Source organism: Pedobacter alluvionis (assembly GCF_003664035.1).
GTDB lineage: Bacteria > Bacteroidota > Bacteroidia > Sphingobacteriales > Sphingobacteriaceae > Pedobacter > Pedobacter alluvionis.
This window is the reverse complement of the sequence record NZ_RCCK01000011.1, coordinates 393,230-417,463: the sequence shown is the minus strand read 5'-3', so window position 1 is coordinate 417,463 and position 24,234 is coordinate 393,230. Positions and strand designations below refer to the sequence as shown.

General features: G+C 38.6%; 17 protein-coding genes. 13 read left to right on the top strand and 4 right to left on the bottom strand.

The annotated features are described in order from the left end of the window. Nucleotides 1–24 precede the first annotated feature (24 nt). From BCL90_RS09475 to BCL90_RS09430, 10 genes are all read left to right on the top strand, one after another. Nucleotides 25–3,228, top strand: coding sequence for a SusC/RagA family TonB-linked outer membrane protein (locus BCL90_RS09475; protein ID WP_244095003.1), 3,204 nt, complete (start codon nt 25–27; stop codon nt 3,226–3,228). A gap of 10 nt (nt 3,229–3,238) precedes the next feature. Continuing rightward, nucleotides 3,239–5,071 carry a RagB/SusD family nutrient uptake outer membrane protein gene (locus tag BCL90_RS09470; protein ID WP_121283773.1) on the top strand — a complete coding sequence of 611 codons (1,833 nt, stop codon included), beginning with the start codon at nt 3,239–3,241 and terminating at the stop codon, nt 5,069–5,071. A gap of 58 nt (nt 5,072–5,129) precedes the next feature. Beyond that, the gene (locus BCL90_RS09465; RefSeq protein WP_121283772.1) at nt 5,130–6,101 is read left to right on the top strand and encodes a hypothetical protein; all 972 of its coding nucleotides are present in this window, start codon (nt 5,130–5,132) and stop codon (nt 6,099–6,101) included. 72 nt (nt 6,102–6,173) lie between these two features. Then, a complete protein-coding gene (locus BCL90_RS09460) occupies nt 6,174–7,154 on the top strand; it encodes a basic secretory protein-like protein (RefSeq protein ID WP_121284579.1) in 981 nt (326 codons plus the stop codon). A gap of 477 nt (nt 7,155–7,631) precedes the next feature. After that, nucleotides 7,632–8,303, top strand: coding sequence for a basic secretory protein-like protein (locus BCL90_RS09455; RefSeq protein ID WP_121283771.1), 672 nt, complete (start codon nt 7,632–7,634; stop codon nt 8,301–8,303). A gap of 40 nt (nt 8,304–8,343) precedes the next feature. Further along, on the top strand, nt 8,344–10,632 hold the full coding sequence (locus BCL90_RS09450; RefSeq protein WP_121283770.1) for a GH92 family glycosyl hydrolase: 2,289 nt from the start codon (nt 8,344–8,346) through the stop codon (nt 10,630–10,632). 141 nt (nt 10,633–10,773) lie between these two features. Beyond that, nucleotides 10,774–12,183, top strand: a complete 1,410-nt coding sequence (locus BCL90_RS09445) for a 3-keto-disaccharide hydrolase (RefSeq protein WP_121283769.1) — start codon at nt 10,774–10,776, stop codon at nt 12,181–12,183. An 11-nt stretch (nt 12,184–12,194) separates the two neighbouring features. Further along, the gene (locus tag BCL90_RS09440; protein WP_121283768.1) at nt 12,195–14,156 is read left to right on the top strand and encodes a c-type cytochrome; all 1,962 of its coding nucleotides are present in this window, start codon (nt 12,195–12,197) and stop codon (nt 14,154–14,156) included. Between the two features lie 976 nt (nt 14,157–15,132). After that, the gene (gene rpiA / locus BCL90_RS09435; protein ID WP_121283767.1) at nt 15,133–15,822 is read left to right on the top strand and encodes a ribose-5-phosphate isomerase RpiA; all 690 of its coding nucleotides are present in this window, start codon (nt 15,133–15,135) and stop codon (nt 15,820–15,822) included. A gap of 449 nt (nt 15,823–16,271) precedes the next feature. After that, nucleotides 16,272–16,661, top strand: coding sequence for a LiaF transmembrane domain-containing protein (locus BCL90_RS09430; protein ID WP_121283766.1), 390 nt, complete (start codon nt 16,272–16,274; stop codon nt 16,659–16,661). A 287-nt stretch (nt 16,662–16,948) separates the two neighbouring features. Here BCL90_RS09430 and BCL90_RS26230 read toward each other — a convergent pair whose 3' ends face one another. After that, nucleotides 16,949–17,254, bottom strand: a complete 306-nt coding sequence (locus BCL90_RS26230) for a hypothetical protein (protein WP_208529792.1) — start codon at nt 17,252–17,254, stop codon at nt 16,949–16,951. On the opposite strand from BCL90_RS26230, the gene BCL90_RS26225 reads away from it, so the two are divergent. From BCL90_RS26225 to BCL90_RS09410, 3 genes are all read left to right on the top strand, one after another. Continuing rightward, nucleotides 17,214–17,450 carry a DoxX family protein gene (locus BCL90_RS26225; RefSeq protein ID WP_121283765.1) on the top strand — a complete coding sequence of 79 codons (237 nt, stop codon included), beginning with the start codon at nt 17,214–17,216 and terminating at the stop codon, nt 17,448–17,450. The two genes, BCL90_RS26230 and BCL90_RS26225, sit on opposite strands and share 41 nt — an antisense overlap. Before the next feature lie 154 nt (nt 17,451–17,604). Beyond that, nucleotides 17,605–18,924: an alpha/beta hydrolase gene (locus BCL90_RS09415; RefSeq protein WP_121283764.1), complete on the top strand. Its 1,320-nt coding sequence runs from the start codon at nt 17,605–17,607 to the stop codon at nt 18,922–18,924. Nucleotides 18,925–19,084: 160 nt separating this feature from the next. Then, nucleotides 19,085–20,053: a YihY/virulence factor BrkB family protein gene (locus BCL90_RS09410; protein WP_121283763.1), complete on the top strand. Its 969-nt coding sequence runs from the start codon at nt 19,085–19,087 to the stop codon at nt 20,051–20,053. A gap of 1 nt (nt 20,054) precedes the next feature. Here the strand turns inward: BCL90_RS09410 and BCL90_RS09405 are convergent, their stop codons facing one another. The 3 genes from BCL90_RS09405 to BCL90_RS09395 form a co-directional block, all read right to left on the bottom strand. After that, nucleotides 20,055–20,477, bottom strand: coding sequence for a secondary thiamine-phosphate synthase enzyme YjbQ (locus BCL90_RS09405; protein WP_121283762.1), 423 nt, complete (start codon nt 20,475–20,477; stop codon nt 20,055–20,057). 146 nt (nt 20,478–20,623) lie between these two features. Continuing rightward, nucleotides 20,624–21,658 carry a DUF2157 domain-containing protein gene (locus BCL90_RS09400; RefSeq protein ID WP_121283761.1) on the bottom strand — a complete coding sequence of 345 codons (1,035 nt, stop codon included), beginning with the start codon at nt 21,656–21,658 and terminating at the stop codon, nt 20,624–20,626. 137 nt (nt 21,659–21,795) lie between these two features. Continuing rightward, complete coding sequence (locus tag BCL90_RS09395) at nt 21,796–24,009, bottom strand: cation:proton antiporter domain-containing protein (RefSeq protein WP_121283760.1); 2,214 nt, start codon at nt 24,007–24,009, stop codon at nt 21,796–21,798. Nucleotides 24,010–24,234: the final 225 nt, after the last annotated feature.

The window sequence follows — 24,234 nt, the reverse complement described above, 5'->3', positions numbered from 1 at the left end:
ATCTGTTAACAACAAATGAATTTTATGATGAAAAAAAATACAAATTTAACTGGAGGCAGGCTCAGGCTTAAAGATTGTGCTTTTAAGGCTATCGCTTTTACTTTAGCTTTAAGCAGTAGTTTTTACGCAACAGCTCATGCTTCAGCGATTAATATAAACAGTTCGGTTTCAGTTAATCAAGCCAAGGCCGATATTGTGATACGTGGTATCATTAAAGATGAAACTGGTGCACCATTACCAGGCGCAGGTGTTAAAGTAAAAGGTAGTTCTACCAGTGCCGCTGCAGATGTAAACGGAGCGTTTAGCATTACCGTTCCTGATCAAAATACAGTCTTAATTATAACTTATGTTGGTTATGATACAAAAGAAATTACAGTTGGCACGCAAACCACACTGGATATCCGTTTAAAGGAAACAACTGGTTCTGACTTACAGGAAGTTGCCATTGTAGGTTTCGGTGTGCAGAAAAAGGAAAGTTTAGTAGGTGCACAGTCATCGGTAAACGTTGCAGATTTGAAACAACCGGTTTCCAGTATGAGTCAATTATTGGCAGGTCGTATCCCGGGTGTAATTAACGTATCAAGAAATGGTGAGCCAGGTGCCACCGGATCAGATATTTTCATCCGCGGTATCTCTTCATTATCATCTGGCGATAGAAGCCCACTAGTGATTATTGATGGTGTGCCTAACCGTAACTTAAACGATATCAGTGTTTACGACGTAGAAAACTTCACGGTACTAAAAGATGCGGCTGCAACAGCAGTATATGGTATCCGCGGTGCAAACGGTGTAATCTTAATCAACACCAAGCAAGGGAAAACCGGTTCACCAAGAATTAACGTAGAATACTACGAAGGGATAAGCCGTTTCACCAAAAGACCGCAATTGATTGATGGCGTAGATTACATGAACTTAGCTAACGAGGCTAAATACTCTGATTATTTGAGAGGAGGCGCTGCGGGTGCATTTACGCCGGCATATTCGATAGATGCGGTTCAAAAAACTGCTGCCGGAACCGACCCAATACTTTATCCGAATGTAAACTGGTTTGATGCCATTTATAACGATTTTGGTAGAAACAGATCAGCAACAGCCAATCTGTCCGGTGGGGTAAGCAATGCAAAATATTATGTGTCATTAGGTTATTATGGTGAAAATGGTTTGTTCAAAACAGATGAAGCTGTAAATTCTGCAGTTAAACAAAACTACAACCGCTATAACGTTAGTGCAAATTTAAACTGGGATATTACCGGTACCACCAAGTTGGATTTAGGGATCAAGGGTATTTTGGGGCAAAATAATTACCCAAGTAACTTGTTTGCACAGGACATTTTCAGTCAGGCCTTTTTAATTAACCCTACCTCTTTTCCAGTACTTTATCCAAACGGCAGTTTACCTGGTATCAGCCCGCAAGCCGATCAGCGTAACCCTTATGGTGATATTACGAGAAATGGATATAGAACCAGTTACACCAACCAGTTGTATTCAAATATCCGTTTAACACAGGACTTAAAAGAAATAACACCCGGTTTATCGGTTACAACGATGTTTTCTTTTGATGTGAATAATACCAATGGAATTAACAGGACTAAAAGAGAGAGCTTGTACAGAATTAACCCTAGCGACCCTTACCTTACTCCTGGAGATCCGAATTCAGGTTATAAATATGGTTTAATTTTACAGGGACAAGACTTTTTAAATTACAACTATGACAATGGTGGCGATAAGAAAATGTACTTTGAAGGGGCTGTTAATTATAACCGTACCTTTGGTAAACATGCTGTAAGCGGCTTATTGTTGTATAATCAAAATGATAATACCAAAGCTTCTGCACCTAACCTAACCCTTTCACTTCCTTACCGCTTACAAGGTTTAGTAAGTCGCGCTACCTATGCTTATGATAATAAGTATTTCTTTGAATTTAACATGGGCTATAATGGTTCAGAAAACTTTGCGCCAAATAAACGTTATGGATTTTTTCCGGCTGTTGGTCTGGGATGGTTGCTTTCGAGTGAGAAATTTTTTGAACCGCTTAAAAATGCTATTCAAATGGTTAAATTCCGTTATTCTGACGGTATAGTGGGTAGTGGAGGTAGTGGCAATAGTTATGCAGATAACGAAGGGCAACGTTTCTACTATTTAACTAAAGTTGGTGATGCGGGTGATTATTTTTTCGGCCAAAATGGAAATCTTGGAACAAACGGTTTAGGTGTAACGGCTTATGGTGTTGATGTAACCTGGGCTGAAACCCGTAAACAGGATTTAGGATTTGAATTAAAAACGTTGAATAACAACTTATCGTTAATCGTCGATTTTTATAAAGAAAGAAGAAAGAACCAGTTTATCAGTAGAGGTACGGTACCCAATTATATCGGTTTGGCCAATACACCAATTGGTAACCTGGGTATTGTTGATAACAAAGGTATTGATGGAACCATCCAATATGATACACAATTCGGTAAAGATTGGTCGCTTAATTTAAGGGCTAACTTTACTTACAATAAAGATAAAGTAATCGAGAACGATCAGGCACCGAAACCTTATCCTTGGATGGAGCAACGCGGTTATAATGTTTTAGCTGCAACACGTGTTGGTTATATTGCCGAAAAGTTATTCGACAGCCAGGCAGAGATCAATGCGAGTCCGACACAATTTGGTACGCTGATGCCTGGAGATATTAAGTATAAAGATTTAAATGGTGACGGTAAAATCGATTCATTTGACCAGACGATAATCGGCAGGGGTGATATTCCGAGCACAACCTATGGTTTCGGTTTCTCGTTAACTTACAAAAACTTCGATTTTGGTTTGTTCTTCCAGGGACAGGACAACGCTGATGTTATTTTAAACATTCCTTCATTTGCCAATTCGGGTGGTTTGGGTAATATGCTCGCTGTAGCCGCAGATCGCTGGACACCAACAAATCCTCGTCAGGATGCAGTTTATCCTCGTTTATCTTATGGTGGTACAAATAACAATAACTATCAATCAAGTACCTGGTGGAAACGCGATATCAGCTTCCTGAGGTTAAAAAATGCAGATTTGGGTTACACACTTAAAGATGGTATAAAATCTATTGGTGTTAAACGCTTAAGAATCTATGCAACAGGTTATAATGTGTTCACCATCAGCAAATTTAAGCTTTGGGATCCTGAGCTTGGTACTAATAACGGTACACGGTACCCATTAACCTCTAATTATTCTTTAGGTCTTACCGCTAATTTTTAAAATAAAAAGAATGAAAAAAATATTGATATATACAGTTGGCGCATTACTGATCGTTGGTAATTATGGCTGTAAGAAATTTTTAAATCAAGTACCTGATGATAGGCTAACCTTCGATCAGATGTACGAAAAAAAGTCTACTGTCGATCAGGCATTGGCAAACGTTTATTCTACACTCCCGGATCAGGATCAGGACCGCTCACCGTCAGCAATTGGAAACATAGGCCCATGGACAGCTGCTTCTGATGAGGCGGATTATACCTTGCCAAACTTTAGCGAAAACGTAAATTCGGGTGCATGGGATGCAACCAGTGGAGCAGTAAACTACCACTGGCAAAGGTTTTATCAAGGAATACAATCTGCCAGTTCTTTTATGGCGAATATTAACAGGTGTACTGATTGTAACCTTGGTGGAATTGATATTGTTAACCGTTACTACAGCGAAGCCAGGGCTTTAAGGGCCATTTATTACTATTATTTAGTGAGGCAGTATGGCCCAGTAATTCTATTGGGCAATGATCCAGTCGCATCTGATGCTCCGCTACCGGAAATCAGTAAGCCACGTAATTCAATGGATGAATGTATCGATTATATTGTAAGCGAATTAGATGCAGCAAGCTCGCGTTTACCTGCAACACCACAAGCGAGCCAGGATTATGGACATATTACTGCTTCAGTTGCTGATGCCTACAAAATAAAAGCATTATTAACCGCTGCACGTCCATTATTTAATGGAAACACCGATTATGCCAGTCTTAAAAACCAGGATGGTAAACAATTAATCAGCCAAACTGCTGATGTTGCAAAATGGACAAAAGTGGCAACTGCTGCAAAAGCATTTTTAACGAACTCGCGTTATGCAAATTATGCACTTTATAATGTTGCTGCTACCCCTGCCGGTTTGCCGGATAATGCTTTTAACAGGGCTTTCATTGCTACAAGAGATGTATTTTTGAACGGTTGGAACTCAGAAATTATTTTTGGTAGGGGAGGTGATGTTACGCTTTATCAATATTCATTGGCACCAAATCACAACGGTGCTTCCGATGGCGATAAAGGCGGATCTTTTCTGTCTCCTTCGCAACAATTGGTAGATGCTTATTTTACAGCAAATGGGTTACCAATTGAAAATGATCCGGCTTATACTGCAAATGGTACCTCGGCCTATCAGGCGCCAGATCCGAATGATCAGGACGGACCAAGGACAATCAGCAATATGTATGTTAACCGCGAGCCTCGTTTTTATGCAAATATTACCTATAGCGGCCGTAAGTGGATCAATCCATCATCAAATATTATCACAAGTTTTGAATTTAACGGTAATGCCGGCAAAAATGCTATTGCCAACAACGATTATACTAAAACAGGCTATACTTCAAGAAAGCACTTAACTGTTGCAGGTTGGACAGAGGGCAGACCTATTTTTACCATGATCAGATTAGCAGAGATTTATTTAGATTATATCGAGGCATTACAGGAGTCGAATCCTTCAGATCCTGATATCTTGATTTATTTGAACAAGATCCGTGTTAGAGCAGGTATAGCACCTTACGGAAGTGGCGCTGGTGCATTACCTGTACCAACCGATATGAGAGATGCGATCCGCAGGGAAAGACGTGTTGAATTGGCTTTCGAACTAGACCGCTATTTCTATACCAGGGAGTGGAAAATTGCAGAAACTACCGATACGCAGATCAAGGGCTTAAATATTACCCAAAATGCACCAGGATTTTTTACACCAGTGGTAACCGAAAATCGGGTTTTCCAAAAGAAACACTATTTATGGCCTATACCAAATGGCGAAATTCAAAAAGTTCCTGTAATTGTACAAAATACAGGCTGGTAAATACATATAGCACCGGGTGTTTCACCCGGTGCTTTTTTTTAACATTAATACTAGCGCTATGAAAAATATTTTATCGTTATCGGCAATTGTACTATTTGCTGTATTGGCTTGCAACAGTAAAAAAGCACCACTAGAAACCGTAAAGCCCGCGCCGTCGTTGGTAGAAAGTGTAGATCCACCAGATGCGCCACCTAAAACATGGAAGGAGCATTGGTTTGAGCATCTGCAATTGTTAAGCCGGGTTTATTATGATACCAGCGTAGTGGTTTATTACGATGGAGATGTTAAACCAACTATCGCATGGCCAAAAACATACATGGCAGAAGCCTGGAACTATACCAAAAAAACTTACGGCAAGTTTGGAGATGATAGCCGCTTATTTGTAATTTATCATGCAGGTAAATATAGCGGAGGTCATCCAGATACTTATCTAAGTGCAAATCATGATTACAGAAACGTAACCGATTGCGGTGCCAGTAGTCTCGATGCCTGGACTACCGGCATTGATAATGATATTGATTTGTCTACCCACGAAATCGGTCACATCGTTGAAGGAGCATCAAAAGGAGTAAAAGAATCGCCGGCTTTCGATATCTGGCATGATAGTAAGTGGATGGAGATTTATCAATACGATGTGTATTTAGGTTTAAACAGAACTGCCGATGCACAACGTTGGTATAATAAAATGATGACTGTTACTGACAGTTACCCTAAGGCAGGAACACAATGGTTCAAAAATTGGTTTCTTCCGATTTATGATAACTATGGTAAAGCAAAGGTTTTAAATGGCTTCTTTACCTTATTGTCTCAACAATTTCCTAAACAACAACTCACTGTACAAGATAAAAGCTATCAACAATATACCCGGAAAATGAATTTTGGTGAATTTATTCACTTTTGGAGCGGTGCAGCGCAAGCAGATTTGGCACCACTGGCATTAACGGCTTTTGGACCGAAGGACGAAAAAGGAGCAGACTGGGCCCCTATGCTGACAAAGGCTAAAACCGATTTTCCAGCCATCACATATTAAATACAATATACTATAGAAATGATTTTGCCAACAGCAAAATCATTTCTACTTTCAAAACCCACACAAAAGATCATGATTAAGAAGTTATTAATTTTCGCGTTTATATCTTTTATAAGTGCTAATACTTTCGCTCAAAATAGAGAAAGAGAGTACAAGGTCACCATTAACGATAAAGATAGCGCAACCAATGCCATTGTAGATGCTAAACTTAAGGCAGCTTTTTTTCAGGTTTACCCAGAATTTGCCCAGGCAGATGGATACCGGACCACAAGAAATGTAGTGTTAGATTTAGTAACAGAAGGAACTACAACAATACAGGCTAAAGCCGGAGAAATTAAAGTAAACAGTAAATGGGTTAAAAACAAATCACAAAAGAAAATCCAAAAGGAATTATTTACAGCACTTTCAAAAAACTGGTTTTCTTACAGTAAAGAAAAACATAAAGGTTATGAATTAACATTTATTAGTAAAGACCCGAATTTAGATCCAACAGTAAGGAAGAAGTTAATTGATACTTATTTCGAAATCTATCCAACCTTGGTTAAAACATTTAACGATAAATCTACACACGATGTGCTTTTTGTGGTAGATACAGCGTATAAAGCAGTTGCAGAAGCAAGCGGAAATAGAATTTTATTTAGTGCTGGTTACATGAAAGCACACCCAACCGATATTGATGTGGTAACACACGAAACCATGCATATTGTGCAGGGTTATGGCTATAGTGCCGGTCCGGTTTGGTTAACTGAAGGAATCGCCGATTATGTGCGCTATAAATATGGCGTAGATAATGTAGGGTCGAAATGGAGTTTGCCAGACTATAATGCAAAACAGAGTTATACCAATAGTTACCGGATTACCGCGCGCTTTTTTGCCTGGTTGGAGCAAAATGTAAAACCTGGTTTAGTCGCTGCTTTAGACCAGCAATTAAGGGCACACCAGTACAGCGAACAATCGTGGACTTCCTTAACCGGAAAAACACTAGATCAGCTTTGGGAAGATTATAGTAAAGAACCTCAAAAAGTAAGCCTTACTTATAGCAGCAAAAAGTAATTATAGAGAAGTCAAGTTTTGAATAGCACACTTGCCATAAAACTTGACTTCTCTTTAGGAGGAACATTACAAAAAAGATTTGCATAGAACGGTCGTCATCTCGATAGCTATCGGATGAAAAGCAGAAGAATGGAGATCCTTCGACTCCGCTCAGGATGACTACTTAACAAAACGATCGTCATCTCGACTGGAACGCAGTGGAATGGAGAGATCTACATAGAAAGATTTAGCTTCGCTGAGTACTCCGTGGTTTTTGACTGCGTTGCACTCCGTTCGAAATGACGACCGCTTAAAAGAAATTTACAAAGAAGCTAAGCTTTACAAGGTATGTGCAAATAAACTGACCTCCTCCAGTGCGCGTTTGTAAAAATAATCATCACTAAAGTAAAATTTTTGATCATTTACTAAAACGTTTTACATATTATATTTATTTTGCAGAACTAAACACGCTAACCAAAATAATAATAACACAGATAAATGAAAAAAACAGCTATTCTTTCGATTTTTATAATGCTTGTTTCGGCATTTTCATTTCAACTAAAGGCACAGGAAATTACTAAAAAGAACGGTTATACCTTATCGTTCGATAGTAATTTTGCGGCGCTGGATCCACAACTGAAAAAGCGCTTAATTAAGACCTTTTTTGATGTTTATCCAAAACTGGCAAAAGAATACAATCCATCAACCATAAAATTAGTAAAATTTTTTGTTGATACTGCTTATGATGGCGTTGCCGCAACCGCTGATGGAAAAGTAACCTTCAGTTCCATCTGGATGATTAAACATCCCGAAGATATTGACGTGGTTACCCACGAAGTAATGCACATTGTGCAGGATTATGGCAGGAGCGTTGGGCCAGGTTGGTTAACAGAAGGTATTGCAGATTATGCCCGCTATAAATTTGGTGTAGACAATGCAGGTGCTAAATGGTCACTTCCTGCGCTGAAACCAGATCATAGCTATACAAATAGTTACCGCATTACTGCAGGTTTTTTCGCCTGGATGGAAAAAAGCGTAAAACCAGGAATTATCAAAACCGTTGATGCTTCTTTAAGAGACCATACCTATACCAAAGATATCTGGACAAAATTAACAGGTAAAGATTTGGATGCACTTTGGGCAGATTACGTTAAAAATTCTCAAGTTTAGGAAAATAAATACAAGCATATAAAAAACACAAACACAACAAATGAAAAGATTATTTATCGCCTTATTGAGTGTCGCGGCATCAACCAGTTTCGCGCAAACAATTGGCAAAATCACAGATCCGGTAGATTGGATTAACCCATTGATGGGAACAGCTTCAAAACCAGATCTATCAAATGGAAATACTTACCCGGCAATCGGATTGCCATGGGGAATGAACATGTGGTCTCCACAAACCGGTAAAAACGGAGATGGATGGGCCTATGTTTACGATGCCGACAAAATCCGCGGCTTTAAACAAACACATCAGCCTTCGCCCTGGATGAACGATTACGGCGCTTTTTCTATCATGCCAGTTACTGGCAAATTAAGATTTACTGATGATGACCGTGCAAGTTGGTTTAGCCATAAAGCAGAGGTTTCTAAACCATATTATTACAGTGTTTATTTAGCAGATGCCGATGTAACCACCGAAATTACCCCAACAGAACGTGCTGCCCAGTTTAGGTTTACTTTCCCTAAAACCGATAGTGCTTATGTGGTAGTAGATGCGCAGAATAAAGGTTCTTACATTAAAATTATTCCTGCAGAAAGAAAAATTATCGGTTATACCACTAAATATGCCCGTGGTCCACTGCCTAAAAATTTCAAAAATTACTTCGTAATTTATTTCAATAAAGATTTCAAATTGGCTAAAACCTGGAATGATAAAAAACTTAACGATAAAGATTTAGAGTTAACTGTCGATCATGCCGGTGCCGTTATTGGTTTTGCTACACAAAAAGGCGAGCAGGTAATTGCTAAAGTAGCTTCTTCATTTATCAGTTTTGAGCAGGCCGATTTAAATCTAAAAAGAGAACTGGCTAACGATGGCTTCGATGCCACTAAAGCAAAAGGCAGAGCAATCTGGAACAAAACCTTAAGCAAAATTGCAGTTGAAGGTGGTACGATTGATCAAACCCGTACTTTCTATTCGGCAATGTACCGTACCTTATTTTTCCCGAATAAATTATACGAAATTGATGCACAAAACCAGATCGTTCACTGGAGTCCTTACAACGGTCAGGTTTTACCAGGATACATGTTCGCTGGAACAGGTTTTTGGGATACTTTTAGGGCATTATATCCTTTCTTAAACCTGGTTTATCCTTCAATTAACAAGGAAATGCAACAAGGATTAATCAACGATTACAAAGAAGGTGGTTGGTTGCCAGAGTGGAGCAGTCCGGGTTATGCAAACATTATGGTGGGTAATAACTCTGCTTCGGTAGTTTCTGATGCTTATATTAAAGGTATGCGTGGTTACGACATCGAAACGTTATGGCAGGCATTAAAACATGGTGCAAACAACGAAGGTCCGATGGAAGCCGTAGGTCGCGATGGTGTTAAATATTACAACGAATTGGGTTATGTACCTTTCGACGTGAAAAAGAATGAAAATGCAGCTAAAACCCTGGAATATTCTTATGACGATTTTACCATTTATCAACTGGGAAGAGCTTTGGGTAAACCAGCATCAGAAATCGATATTTATAAGAAAAGAGCGATGAACTACAAGAATCTTTTCGATCCGGCTTCAGGTTTAATGCGTGGCAAAAATCAGGATGGAACTTTCCAAAGCCCTTTCAGTCCATTTAAATGGGGCGGTGCGTTTACCGAAGGCAATAGCTGGCACTATACCTGGTCTGTTTTTCAGGATATAGATGGTTTGGCCAAATTAATGGGTGGACATAGTAAATTTGTAACCAAACTGGATTCAGTTTTCTCTATGCCTCCGGTATTTGATGAGAGTGCTTACGGTGGTGTAATTCACGAAATCCGCGAAATGCAGATTGCAAACATGGGCCAGTACGCACATGGTAACCAACCCATCCAGCACATGATTTACCTGTATAACTACGGTGGCGCGCCTTATAAAACGCAGTATTGGGTGAGAGAAACCATGAACAGGATGTACAAAGCTACTCCGGATGGATATTGCGGTGACGAAGATAACGGACAAACTTCAGCCTGGTATGTTTTCTCGGCAATGGGTTTTTACCCGGTAACACCAGCAGTTGATCAGTATGTTTTAGGTGCTCCTTTGTTTAAAAAGGTAACCATTACTTTAGAAAATGGTAAAACGGTTGTAATTAATGCAGCAGCCAATAGCGATAACAACCGTTATGTTCAGTCATTGCAAATGAATGGTAAACCATATTCTAAAAACTGGATCAGCCACAGTGGTTTACAAAAAGGTGCAGTATTAAATTTTAATATGACCGCAATGCCGAATAAAACCAGAGGTTCAAATCCAGCCGATTTCCCTTATTCATTATCAACAGAAAAATAGAGAAAGATAAAGACTGTATCATAAAAATAGAATTGTCATCCTGAGCCTGTCAAAAGACAGATTAGTTTACACTTTATGATACAGTCTGATTTTTAAAGTAATAATTGGCCTTAATATGGCTAAAACTAACAAACCAAATATATGAACATCAACGTCTTAAAGACGGGTTTTACAGCCATTTGCTGGCTTTTCGGAACCCTGTTGGCCTTTGGCCAGCGTATTGATCTCAAAGATCTTTCAGCCTTTAAAAATCCTTTAAATTCATGGTCATTGGGCCAAAATGTAGTGGCCGATCTAAATGCCGAAAATGTTTTAAAAACAACTAAAGGTGAAGGGATTTTGGTTAATCAATCTACCGCGAAAAAAGCCGGGTCTGATTTATACACCATAAATGAATATGGTGATGTAGCGGTAGAATTAGATTATTTAACAGCAAAAGGAACAAATTCTGGCATTTATCTTCAAGGTAATTATGAAATCCAGATTGACGATGCATGGGGATTGAAAAATGTCACATCATCAAACAATGGCGGTATTTATCAACGCTGGGACGATAGCAAACCGGAAGCCGATAAAGGATTTGGTGGTGTTGCTCCCCGTCAGAATGTAAGTAAAGCGCCAGGTTTATGGCAGCACATTAAAATTATCTTCCAGGCACCAAAATTTGATGCTTCAGGAAAAAAAACGCAAAATGCTAAAATCGTCAGTGCAGAACTAAATGGTGTACTGATTCATGAAAATGTTGAATTATTTGGTGCAACCAGAGGAGCTGCAGGACCTGAAAAAGCAAAAGGACCTTTACGCTTGCAAGGCGATCACGGTTCTGTAGCATTCAGAAATATCCAGATCAGCGAACTATCAGAAATTCCAAAACCCAGCCAGAATGGTGGGGCAGATCCAATTTACATTGAAGCAGGAAGCAACAACATGATCAGAAGTTTTGTTGATGTAGCCCCTGGAGTACGCTCTGTGCACGCTATTTCGGTAGGTGGGCCAGAGAAAGTTGCCTATAGCTACGATTTAGATAATGGTACATTATTGCAGGGATGGCACGGCGATTTTATCGATGCTACGCCAATGTGGGATGGCCGTGGAAATGGTACCTCACGTGCTTTGGGCAGTGTTACCCGTTTTACTAAAAAGCCAATTTTAGCCATTGCAAAATTAGCGGGCGATCAGGATAAATGGATTGTTGATACTACTGGTACTGGTTTCAGAACCAAGGGTTATGTAATGGATAAACAGGATCGGCCGGAGTTTAAATATATCATTAACGGAACAAATGTTACTGACGCCGTTAAAGTGATGGAAAATGGACAAGGTTTAACGAGAGAGATTGCTGTTGATAAGCCATCAAAAGACCTATATTTTTTGTTGGCAACCGCTTCCAATATTGAAGAAGTAGCCAAAGGTTTATATCTGATCGATGATAAATCTTATTATATACAACTCGCTGATGGGGCTGCTAAACCAGTAATCAGAACGGTTGATGGTTATAAAGAAATGATCGTAGCTATTGGAACTAAGTTAAATTATACCATTTTGTTTTAATTGGAATAACAATGAGAAATACATTTAAAAAATTAGCAATACTGGCATTAAGTTTTAGCTTTACTACAGTTTTTGCACAAGAAACACCTAAAGAAGAAGATTTTTTCAGGATAAATAAAGTACGTGTACCAGAAGGCCCCATTTTAGAAGTTGGTGGTCTGGTTACCTTACCAAATGGTGATTTAGGCATTTCAACCCGTAGGGGAGAAGTGTACATCGTAGAAAACCCTACAAGTGCCAAGCCTTACTGGCGCAGATTTGCTTATGGTTTGCACGAAATTTTGGGCATTGCCTATAAAAATGGTGCATTATATGTGGCACAGCGCGGCGAGTTGACCAAATTGATAGATAAAGACCAGGATGGCAAAGCCGATGTGTACGAAACCATTTATGCATGGCCTTTAAGCGGGCACTACCACGAATATAGTTTTGGACCGAAGTTAATGCCTGATGGTACTTTTATGGTTACCGGAAACGTGGCCTTTGGCGATGAAGAATGGTGGCGTGCAGAAAGCCGTGTACCCATGCGTGGTTGGGCCATGAACATTACCGAAGATGGTAAAATGAGCCCTTATGCTGCGGGTTTCCGTTCGCCAGCTGGTATTGGCAGTATTGATGGTCAGTTTTATTATACCGAAAACCAGGGCGACTGGGTAGGTTCAGGTGGTTTATGGAAAGTAAAAAAAGGTGATTTTATGGGGCACCCGGCCAGTTTAAGGTGGACAAATCTGCCTAACTCTCCAGTTAAACTGCAGTCAGATTTCTTTTACTCGCAAATAGACGAGCGTAGAACCAAAAACGAACAAGGAAGATACATTAAACCAGAGAATAGGGTAAACGAAACGTTTAAAACCTTATTCGAAATGAAGAAAGTATTCCCTGAATTACGTTTGCCATCAGTTTGGCTACCTTATGGTATTTTGGGTATCTCTTCTGCCGAACCTGTTAAGATTCCTGCAAATACATTTGGCCCGTTCGCTGGTCAGATTTTAGTTGGCGATCAGGGAATGAGTATTATTTCAAGAATTTTTATGGAGACAGTGAAGGGTGAAGAACAAGGTGCTGCTTTCCTTTTCCGTAAAGGTTTCCGTTCAGGAGTATTGAGGTTAGAGTGGGGCACTGATGGCTCACTATTTGTTGGAGAAACCAACCGTGGCTGGGGATCGGCGGGTGATGCCAACGAAGGTTTAGAAAGATTGGTGTATAACAATAAAACCCCTTTCGAAATGAAAGCTGTTAGGGCAATGCCGGATGGTTTTGAAGTGGAGTTTACTATGCCGGTTGATCGTAAATCTGCCGAAGATTTAGCTTCGTATGACGCAGAAAGCTTTATTTACAAATATCACCCTGTGTATGGTTCGCCTCCGGTAAACACCGAAAAATTAAAAATCTCTGGGGTTAAAGTTTCAGCAGATGGTTTAAAAGCCAGAATTATTGTGCAAAACCTTCGCCAATATTATATCCATACCTTAACGTTAGATGGTTTAAGGTCTCAAGATGGTTTTTATTCTTTAGTTCATCCGGTAGCTTATTATACCTTGAACCAGATTCCTGATGGAAATAAACTATCTGCGAATGAAGTAAGCACTAAAAACTCAGCAACACCGGTAAATGTTCCTGCTAAGAAAACAGCTGCACCAAAGGCAACAACTGGAAAAGCACCTGAAGCAAAAGGAACGCGTACTCCGGCTAAGCCTGTAACTGCTGCTAAGGCACCTACCTTTAAAGAGGTTGAGGGCTTGTTAACTAAAAACACTTGCCTGGCCTGCCATAATCAAACCAAAAGGCAGATAGGCCCACCCTTTGTAGAAATTGCAAAACGTAAATATTCACCGGAGAAAATATTTCAGTTGATCCACAATCCACAACCACAAAACTGGCCGGGTTATTCAACAGAAATGCCTCCAATGCCGCAGGTAACCAAAGCTGAAGCTTTAAAAATTGCAGCTTGGATAAACTCTTTAAATAAATAAGATACTTTAGTTCTTAGGAAACGGTTGGTAGAAATACCAACCGTTTTTTGTTTTATAAGAAAATGAAGTGTGTTGGTGTGGGGAGATGAGCAGAAATTTTTAATTGAAGCGTCACCCTGATCCGATAGCTATCGGATTTATTTCAGGGTCTATTAAATGAAAAGATCCTTCGACTACGCTCAGGATGACAAAATGCTTAGAAAAAGAAATGGGGATCCTATCATCGTCCTCGTTTGTAACGAGGATGTATGAGAGTGGCGATTTTATCGCCATAAAAATAGGTTTTGATCATTGTCTCCACATTACAAATGTGATTTTCGTTAATCCTTGTTACAAACGAGGACCATATAAATGAAAGTATGGGATGGACTTAAAAAAGAAATGGGGATTCCACTATTGCAGAATCCCCATCATCTAAATTAACGCTCTCATATACATAAACGCTATAAAAACGATTTATTGCATTAGCAGTAAAATTTTTTTCGTTTTTGGGATGGTTTTCATAAATCCTATTCTTACTTTATGCTATTACAGATAGGACCAACAGTATAGATAGGTATCCTGGGTACCTGCTGGCAGGTAGCATCGGCCCTGGCTTACCACAGAAAGCCCCAAAAAAGACGCTGGCTTTACCTTTTAGGTAACCAAAAGGTAACGGATAGGTAAGCCAGGGGTAACCGTGGGGTTAACCTGGTGCCTAGAAAGGGTAAATAAAGGGTAAAGAATAGGTAAACAAAAAATCTTTTGTTTTTTTAAATTATTCCTCTTTGTTGCATCGCATCGGGATTGCCATTAACGACCTTTACGATCTTTCTATATATCATCTAAAAGAAATGGGGATTCCACTATTGCAGAATCCCCATCATCTAAATTAACGCTCTCATATACATAAACGCTATTAAAACGATTTATTGCATCGAGAGTAATTTTTTTTTTCGTTTTTGCGATGTTTATCATTTAAACCTATTTTTACTTTATGGCTACTATAGATAAAATCCAACAAGATGCAGAAAAACTGGCGGCCGCCCAGGCTGCAGTAAAATTTGTTAAAGATGGCGATGTAGTAGGCCTGGGTACTGGTTCTACTACAACTTTTGCCATTAAAGAATTAGGTAAACGAGTAAAAGAAGGGCTTAAGATAAAGGCTGCTGCAAGTTCTATTCGGACACAGGAGCTTGCAGAGTCGCTAGGGATCGAAATTCTTGACCTTGGGCACTTAAGCAAAATTGATATCAGTATTGATGGAGCAGATGAATTTACAGAATCACTCGATCTGATTAAAGGCGGAGGCGGGGCACTGTTTAGAGAGAAGATAATTGCTTCACTTAGTGAAAATGCCATCATCATTACAGATGCTTCTAAAAAAGTAAAAAAGCTGGGTGCTTTTACGGTACCAGTCGAAGTAATACCATTAGCCTATCAATATGTATCCGATCAGATTAATAAACTTGGTGGAAAGGGAATATTGAGAACTATAGAAAGCCAGACATTTATTACCGACAATGGAAACCTGATTATCGATGCCGATTTTGGCCTTATTGATGATCCTGCAAAACTATCTTCTGATCTCAATCAGATTAATGGATTATTGGCACATGGCTTATTCATTAACATTACTTCAAAAGTAATCATGAGCGAAGGGGCAGATATCGTCATTTTCGAATGATAGTTGGTTCACTGGTTCATTAGGCATTGGTTTATTTGTAGATTATTAACCTGAGTTCGATTAATAATGTGCTTTAATTTGGGTTATTTGGCACCTTACATGAACGGTCGTCACCCTGAACTTGTTTCAGGGTCTTTATAGCATGGCGGTTTAATAGGAAAGATGCTGAAATAAATTCAGCATGACGAAACGGCTAGCTAATTCGTCCTAATAAATTACATTAATTTTTAAACATTAATCGAACTCTGGTTATTAAGTTTTAATTCCGTCTTCTTGGTACTCACTTGGCAAAACTGATAATTTCACCGATAATTTCTTCTTTTCTTAAATCGCCGTAAATTTTTACCGACAGTTTTATTTCACTCACCGATAAAACAAGACAACTAAGGGAAAAGCCATTCTCCAGCATTGCTATTCGTGATACATTTGAATCATAAAAACAGACAGTCATGGAAAATTTAATCAAAAAAAATCACGCAGATAAACAATTTGGTCTAGGCATTTTAATTATCGCTATTGGTTCGGTATTCTTATTAAGAAACTGGGGAATTGATGTTCCACACTGGATCTTGAAATGGCATACCATTATGTTAGGTGTCGGTTTGTGGATGGGTTATCGTAAAGATTTTAAGGGAAGCAGCTGGTTGGCATTGACGATTATTGGGGGCTTATTCACTTTTAGAGCGATAAACATATTTGATTTTGATCTGTTTAGGATTAGTATTCCAATGGCATTAATCGGATTAGGACTGTATGTAATTTTAAAACCTAAAAAAGCACAAAACTTCGATCAGTATTTTGAAAAGAAACCAGTTGATTTTACTGATAAGCAAAGCTAAAATTCTTAACTCCATCATATATCTTAAAAAGGGACATTTTTTAACAATGTCCCTTTTTTATTTGAACAAATGGGACTAAAAATGAATGATAGATTATTTAGCTTCTTTACCGTCATTTCTACTGAAGTGAAGCGGAACGGAGAAATCTGTTTCAAGAGATCCTTCGACTACGCTCAGGATGACAAACAAAAAAGAAACGGGGATTCCACCCTTAGGCAGTATCCCCGTCATCTAAATTAACGCTCTCACATACATAAACGCTGTAAATAGAATATATTGTGTACAGCTTAAATTTTTTTATTTTTTCTGTAAGTACAGTTAAACCTGCAAACAGGTACGGCTTTATGGTATTTGTTCCGGTACTCAATCGGTGTTAAACCAGTAATTTCTTGAAAACATCCTTTTAGCCCATGAAACATCATAAAAGCCAGCTGACTTTCACGGTTGATATCAATAGCGAAATATTTAGCGGCTAAAATGGCAGTATCTCTATCTGTAAGTTTTTCAACCAGATATAAAAGTAAATTCCAGTAGGAGTTTGCACCACCGCTCATCATTGTTGGCATTGCAAAACTGCTTGGGGCGGCATCCATCCTTCAAAATAAATTTAAAACTATTAAAGAATGGGTCTATGCAGGTTTTGCCATTAATTTTATTGGTGCCTTTGCTTTGGGGGCATTTGTTGGCGATGGCGTATCGCTGCTGATCCCACCACTTGTTGCTTTGGTTACTATGTTTACTCCTTACATTTTATGGAAAAAACTTGCAGCAAATGTTAAAAATAGTTAAAACTAAATGGTTAGTTTAGTTAAAGACTTTTCAGAACCAAATATTGTTAACTTTGGGTATTGCAAACAACCAAACACAACAATAAAACGATCATGATTCCAGATTTAATGTGGAATCATAATGGTTTAATCACCCTAAAAACAATATTACACGAATGAAAAAGAGCCTTTTATTCATAATCGCTTTATTATTTACCACTTCAGCATTTTCTCAAAATGTGATCCAGCTTTTCAATGGCGCAAACGACTTTTTTAAACTGTTACAGGAAGAGAAATTTAAAGATGCCCACGCTTTCTTTGATGATACTTTGAAAACGAAATTAACAGAAGAAAACTTAAAGAAACTTTGGGGAGATATCGGAACAAAATATGGAAAGGCAGAGGCTTTAGATGCCGTTCAAAGTAAAGCCCAGGGCGAGTTTTTCGCGGTAACGGTTGAAGGTAAATTTGCTAACGGCGATCAGAACTTTATTTTAGGTTTTAATAAACAACAGAAAATAGTCGGAATCTTCCTTGCCCCATCTCGAAGAGCGGTCGCCTATTTAAAACCCACTTACGTTGATACCAGTTTATACCAGGAAAAATCAGTATATATTGGACCGGCAGGAAAACAATTGGCCGCCATTATTACCACGCCAAAAAATGTCAAAAATTTCCCTGTAGTGGTTTTTGTACATGGCTCCGGCCCGGCCGATATGGATGGGACGGTTGGTGTGAATAAACCCTTTAAAGATTTAGCTGGCGGTTTAGCCTCCAAAGGCATTGCTTCTGTTCGTTATGTAAAACGGACATTAGTCTATCCGAATGAATTTAACAAGGCTTTCACTGTAAAAGAAGAGGTGCTGGATGATGCAAGCGCAGCCATTGCTTTAGCGAAAACGGTTGTTGGCGCTAATCCTAAAGCGGTTTATGTATTCGGTCATAGTTTAGGCGGAATGCTGGCACCTAAAATTGCAACACTTACACCTGATTTAGCAGGAATTGTTTTAGCAGCAGCACCTGCCAGAAAATTAACCGATATTATTGTTGATCAGAATAAATATATGTTCGATCAGGCTAATGATACAACAGCTGCCTTTAAAAAACAATTGGCAGATGCTGATGTGGAAATTAATAAAAGTAGAATTTCGCAGCTGGGAACTACCATAAAACCTGATTCTGTAATTTTAGGATTGCCTGCTAAATATTGGACAGATTTAAATACCTACAATCAGGTTGCTGTAGCTAAAAGTCTTTCGAAACCTAAAATCTACGTATTGCAAGGTGGAAATGACTTTCAGGTAGGTAAAGTAGATTTTGATTTATGGAGCGCTGCTTTGAATAAAAAGAAAAACGTGGTTCTTAAATTTTACCCTGATTTAAATCACCTGTTAAGTTCACAAACCGAAAAAGGTACCATGGCTCAATATCAGGCAGCCGTAAGCGTATCCGAAACCTTGGTTAATGATTTAGCTTCATGGATTAAGGCCAAATAAAACTAAAATGACTTATCGATAAAGAAAAAGCTCCGACTAAAACCGGAGCTTTTTTGTTGCATTTGATTTCCTGATATCCTTGCCTTCGTTAATTAATTAACAAACAATTCAAAAAATAAGCGGTTTAAGTTTAGGGCGTCTCATCTTAAATAGGTTATTTATGGCAAAGAATAAAATTACTTTAAAAGGAATATGGAGCATTTTAAAAGCATCGTTTACTGGCTTTAATGATCATAAAGTAACCAAGCTCAGCGGCTCATTAGCTTACTACACGGTGTTTTCCATGGCTCCACTACTTGTGGTTATTATTTCCTTATGCGGTATATTTTTAGGGCGGGAAATGGCTGAAGGACAGGTTTATGCCCAGCTTGAAGGGTTTTTAGGTAGAGAATCGGCCATTTCTTTACAACAATTAATTAAGAATGCGTATCTGGATGGGAAAAGCACCATCGCTTTAATTATTGGTATCATCACCCTGCTCATTGGAGCAACTACCGTTTTTGGCGATATTCAGGATTCAATTAATACCATTTGGGGCTTAAAACCAAAACCTAAAAGAGGCTGGGTAAAGATGTTACAGAACAGGTTTTTGTCTTTTTCGGTAATTATCAGTTTGGGCTTTGTACTTTTGGTTTCGCTTGCTGTAACTTCAGTCTTAGATGCTTTTAACAGCCGTTTACAGGCTCGCTTTGCCGAAGTATCTGTTATCGTATTTTACATCGTTAACCAAATTGTTACCCTGGCTGTTATTTCATTAATATTTGGCGTAATATTTAAGGTATTACCCGATGCAATTATAAAATGGCGTGATGTAATTGCCGGAGCAATAGTAACTGCTGTCCTGTTTATGATCGGCAAATTTGCCATCTCAATTTATATTGGGCAAAGCAATGTGGGAAGTACTTATGGTGCAACGGGCTCATTGGTTGTGGTGCTTTTATGGACTTATTATTCTTCTATTATTTTATATTTCGGGGCTGAGTTTACGAAGGCTTATGCTGTTGCTTTTGGCTCAGAAATTTACCCTTCTCATTATGCGGTTACCACTAAAGAAATTGAGGTAGAAATGGATGGAAAATCTATACAGGATAATCATCCTGAAATTATGGAAGAAGTGAAAAAAGAATAATTTATTCTCCCCAGGCAGTAATAATTAATCTTCTTTGTCCTCCATGGTTGCGGTGTTCGCAAAGATAAATTCCCTGCCAGGTACCAAGCGCCAATCTGCCATTTCTTATCGGGATGGTTACAGAACTACCCAAAAGTGCCGATTTTAAATGGGCAGGCATATCGTCAGATCCTTCATAGTCATGCTCATAATCGGGATCGTTTTCCTTAACCGTTTTATTAAAGAACATTTCAAAATCTATCCTAACTGTAGGATCAGCATTTTCGTTAATCGTTAGTGAAGCTGAGGTGTGCTGTATAAAAACCTGGCAAATACCAATGTTAATCTCGTCAATTTGGGGCAAGGCATCCTCAACCTCATCGGTAATGATATGGAACCCCCTTTTTCTTTCTCTCAGTGCTAAGGATTGTTGATATATTTTCATTGATTTTAATTCATTTTAAATTTTTGAAACAGATCTGAAATTTTGAAATTTTCAAATTCGTCAGACAGTGTCTGACTTTTTCAATTCATAGATCTCTCCACTACGGTCGAGATGACGATTAGTGTATTTTAATTAATCTCAGGATTCTATTTCAAAAACTCTACATTCCATATTTTCTCCGCTTTTCTGCCTATCAACCAAAACGAGGCTGCCAGGACCGAAAAAAACAAAGCTTTATGCCAACTGTCCCAGAAGTATTCAAAATAGCGTGTGTAGAGGTTAATAAAGAGAAAGGTAATGCCGAATTCGCGGGCAATTTCATCCCGGTGTTTTAAACCAAATAAAGTACTTGCTACACAAACAGCTCCTGAAATTAATGCCCAATAAAACAAGTTCAGCTGCCTAACCTTATACCATTCTTCTAAACTGGCAAAGTTGCCAAATACAGATAAGGCCCAAAGTGATACAAACAAGTAAACCATTCCTGCAATATAGGTGACCTGAAAGAAGTTTTGTGTTTTGGGGAAAGCTTTCATAATAAACGATGCTGCGGTTAATGCTGCTCCGAAAACCACGAAACGCAAAGGGTAATTCATACCAAGGAAGTAATAATTCCAACGGCTTAAATACCCAGTTTCTGTGCCAAACCAGGCACCTAAAGATATTAAAGCAAAAATCCAGATTAAACGCGAATTGAAGATATAACCTAAAGCACCATAAATAAAAACAGATATTAAAATGAGGATGGAGAAATTGCCAGATCCATTATCCAGCGCTTTTCCGAAATAAGCAATTGCATTCGCCGTGAGTAAAATTGCAGAAAACACAATCGCTTCATTGCTAAACTTTAAATGAGCCAGTTTCTTCTTACGCCTGAAACCCAAAATATAAAGCCACGCGGCCAAGCCGCCAGAAACTAAGGCAATTACAATGTTTGGTGTATTATAAACTCGTTTTAGGTAGTTTAAAATTGAATTATCAATTAATAAAGATCCAAGAGCAATAAAACCACAAGCTAAGGCTACCCAAAATGCATATTGTGCTAAACGGAGCCAATCAAAATTTTTAGCCTCATAACTTTTGCGGAGTTTATTTCCTGTTTCTTCGTTAATGATCCCATCACTTTGCCACTGCTCGATCATATCATCAAGAAATTCACTCTTTTCTCTATCGACTTTCATAGGTTAGGTTATACACGAAGATATAAAATTAGATCGTCATTGCGAGGAGGTACGACGAAGCAATCTTTTCGATTATGAGCGATCGTTGTAAGATTGCTTCGTCGGCTGAAAAAGCCTTCTCGCAATGACGATCAAAACTATATAACCTCCTTAATCTTCTTATTGTTCCCAACAATCCAAATTACATCGCCGTTGTCGAACACAAAGTCTGATGAAGGATTCAATATTCTATCAGCACCACGTTCAATACCCACAATTAGTGCCTGTGCTTTTTCGCGGATCCCTGCATTTCTGATACTCATGCCATAAACAGGCGATTCGGTATGAACAACAACCTTTTGCAAGGTCATTTCTTTATTCGGAAAATTACTTTCTTCAGCTATTTCCGGAGCATCAACTTCTAAAAGTGCTTTAACAGCTGCCAGCTGATCATCCGCTCCGATTACCAACAATTTATCGTTTGGATAAAGCCGCTCATCTCTGCCTGGTGTTGGAATGTTATTTCTTCCCCGTTCGATTAGGGCAATATTTACACCATATTTTTCCCTGATCATTAATTCGGTAAGCGTTTTTCCTACCACTTCCGATTCAGGAGAAACAGTGAGTTCTGTTAAGTGGGTATCCCAGGGTAAAATATCAGGTTTTTGATGCTCGCGGGCATTTAAATTCAACATGAAACGTCTTTCCAGTTTATCATAAAAAGACTGCAGTTTCCTGGAGAAGATAACCATGCCTAAAATAATCAGGCCTAATGCGATTACAGCTGCAATCCAGGTGTCAAAGAATTCATACATTAAAAATCCTACAAAGAAGATCCCTAAGGCTATTCTGAAAAATTCAATGGCAATTAATGGTCCCCGGGTATACTTTTTGTTTAGCCAGAGATGAGAATAGGCTGTTCGTTGGATTCTTCTGATTGATAAAGCCCATAAAAACGGCGACATTAAAATAAAGGAAACGACTACGCTGATAATAATTGAGGTTAAACTATTGGCAATATTGCTCACGATAAATGGCTGGACATATCGGTAAGCCAGAAATATGATAGCTATGATGATTACCGAGTGGATAATCGTATTAAAGATATAAGACCTTAATAAAACTTTCCAGTCGCTTAATGTGGTAATTCCTTCGGTACTGGAGCTGTACCTTTCTATACCATCTAGCCATTTTTTTGGTAAAACGCGGTTTAAATACTGGTAAAAAGGTTCAGATAGTTTAATCAGATATGGTGTGGTAAAGGTTGTAATAGCTGCCGCTGCCACAGCAATTGGGTAAAGGAAATCGCTGGTTACTTTAAGGGTTAAGCCTAATGAGGCAATGATGAATGAAAACTCACCGATTTGGGCCAAACTCATGCCTGACTGTACCGAAGTTTTTAGCGGCTGGCCAGACAATAACGCACCTAAAATGGTAAATATGATTTTCCCAAAGATAATAACCACGGTGGCCACTAAAATTGGAACCCAGTACTTAACCAGCATAGCAGGATCAATCAGCATACCAACCGAAACAAAGAAAACCGCGGCAAATAAGTCTTTTACCGATTTGGTTAAGTGTTCTATCCTTTCTGCCTGTGTAGTTTCGGCTAAGATGGAACCCATTATAAACGCACCTAAAGCAGGAGAGAAGCCAACCTTATCGGCCAATAATACCATCACCAAACACAAACCTAAAGATACCACCAACATGGTTTCATCATTCATTAATTTTTTGGTTGCTTTAAGGAATGAAGGAATCAAAAATATTCCGCCCAAAAACCAAAGCACCAAAAAGAATGCTAGTTTTAAGATAGAATACAGCATTTCTGTACCTGCCGATTGCTGACTTACCGCTAAAGTAGAAAACAACACCAATAACAAGATAGCCACCAGATCTTCAACAATTAAAACCCCGAAAACCAGACCGGCAAACTTTTTATGCTTTAGGCCAAGTTCTTCGAAGGCTTTTATGGTAATCATGGTTGAGGATATGGATAAGATTCCACCTAAAAACAGGCTATCCATATCTTTCCATCCCATTGCTTTACCAACTAAGTAACCCGCCAGAATGATAAAAAGGACTTTTACAATTGCGGTGATGGAAGCGGAACCGCCAACTTTAACCAGTTTTTTAAAGCTGAATTCTAAACCAAGGCTGAATAAAAGGAAAATTACACCAATTTCGCCCCAAATGTTAATACTCTTGGTATCGGTAACAGAGGGAAAAAAATCTAAATGAGAACCAACCAACAGGCCAGCCAATATATAGCCCAAAACGAGGGGCTGCTTAATTTTTTTAAATATAAGGGTGGTTATTCCTGCGGCAGCAAGGATTAATCCTAAATCGGCTATTAAATCGGGTAAATGCATCTATATAAAAAGATAATGGTGTTTAAATAATTTATTTCCAGATATAATTGATACCTGGCATTTTATTGAAAACCCACATTGAAGTGGTTAAAAATGAAATTACTTACCAAAAAACATGTTTTGGATAGAGCATCTTAAACAGGCACCAATAATTATGCTTTAATCTTTTGATTACAACTTTTGTACTGATGGTTTTGTTCTTGAAAAAAAGAAATAGCCAAAAAG

Coding starts and splice junctions, on each gene's coding strand:
- BCL90_RS09395 (WP_121283760.1), bottom strand. CDS start 24,009: ATGCATTTACCCGATTTAATAGCCGATTTAGGATTAATCCTTGCTGCC.
- BCL90_RS09455 (WP_121283771.1), top strand. CDS start 7,632: ATGAAAAAAACAGCTATTCTTTCGATTTTTATAATGCTTGTTTCGGCA.
- BCL90_RS09410 (WP_121283763.1), top strand. CDS start 19,085: ATGGCAAAGAATAAAATTACTTTAAAAGGAATATGGAGCATTTTAAAA.
- BCL90_RS09400 (WP_121283761.1), bottom strand. CDS start 21,658: ATGAAAGTCGATAGAGAAAAGAGTGAATTTCTTGATGATATGATCGAG.
- BCL90_RS09450 (WP_121283770.1), top strand. CDS start 8,344: ATGAAAAGATTATTTATCGCCTTATTGAGTGTCGCGGCATCAACCAGT.
- rpiA (WP_121283767.1), top strand. CDS start 15,133: ATGGCTACTATAGATAAAATCCAACAAGATGCAGAAAAACTGGCGGCC.
- BCL90_RS09430 (WP_121283766.1), top strand. CDS start 16,272: ATGGAAAATTTAATCAAAAAAAATCACGCAGATAAACAATTTGGTCTA.
- BCL90_RS09440 (WP_121283768.1), top strand. CDS start 12,195: ATGAGAAATACATTTAAAAAATTAGCAATACTGGCATTAAGTTTTAGC.
- BCL90_RS09405 (WP_121283762.1), bottom strand. CDS start 20,477: ATGAAAATATATCAACAATCCTTAGCACTGAGAGAAAGAAAAAGGGGG.
- BCL90_RS26230 (WP_208529792.1), bottom strand. CDS start 17,254: ATGGATGCCGCCCCAAGCAGTTTTGCAATGCCAACAATGATGAGCGGT.
- BCL90_RS09470 (WP_121283773.1), top strand. CDS start 3,239: ATGAAAAAAATATTGATATATACAGTTGGCGCATTACTGATCGTTGGT.
- BCL90_RS09460 (WP_121284579.1), top strand. CDS start 6,174: ATGATTAAGAAGTTATTAATTTTCGCGTTTATATCTTTTATAAGTGCT.
- BCL90_RS09415 (WP_121283764.1), top strand. CDS start 17,605: ATGAAAAAGAGCCTTTTATTCATAATCGCTTTATTATTTACCACTTCA.
- BCL90_RS09445 (WP_121283769.1), top strand. CDS start 10,774: ATGAACATCAACGTCTTAAAGACGGGTTTTACAGCCATTTGCTGGCTT.
- BCL90_RS09465 (WP_121283772.1), top strand. CDS start 5,130: ATGAAAAATATTTTATCGTTATCGGCAATTGTACTATTTGCTGTATTG.
- BCL90_RS09475 (WP_244095003.1), top strand. CDS start 25: ATGATGAAAAAAAATACAAATTTAACTGGAGGCAGGCTCAGGCTTAAA.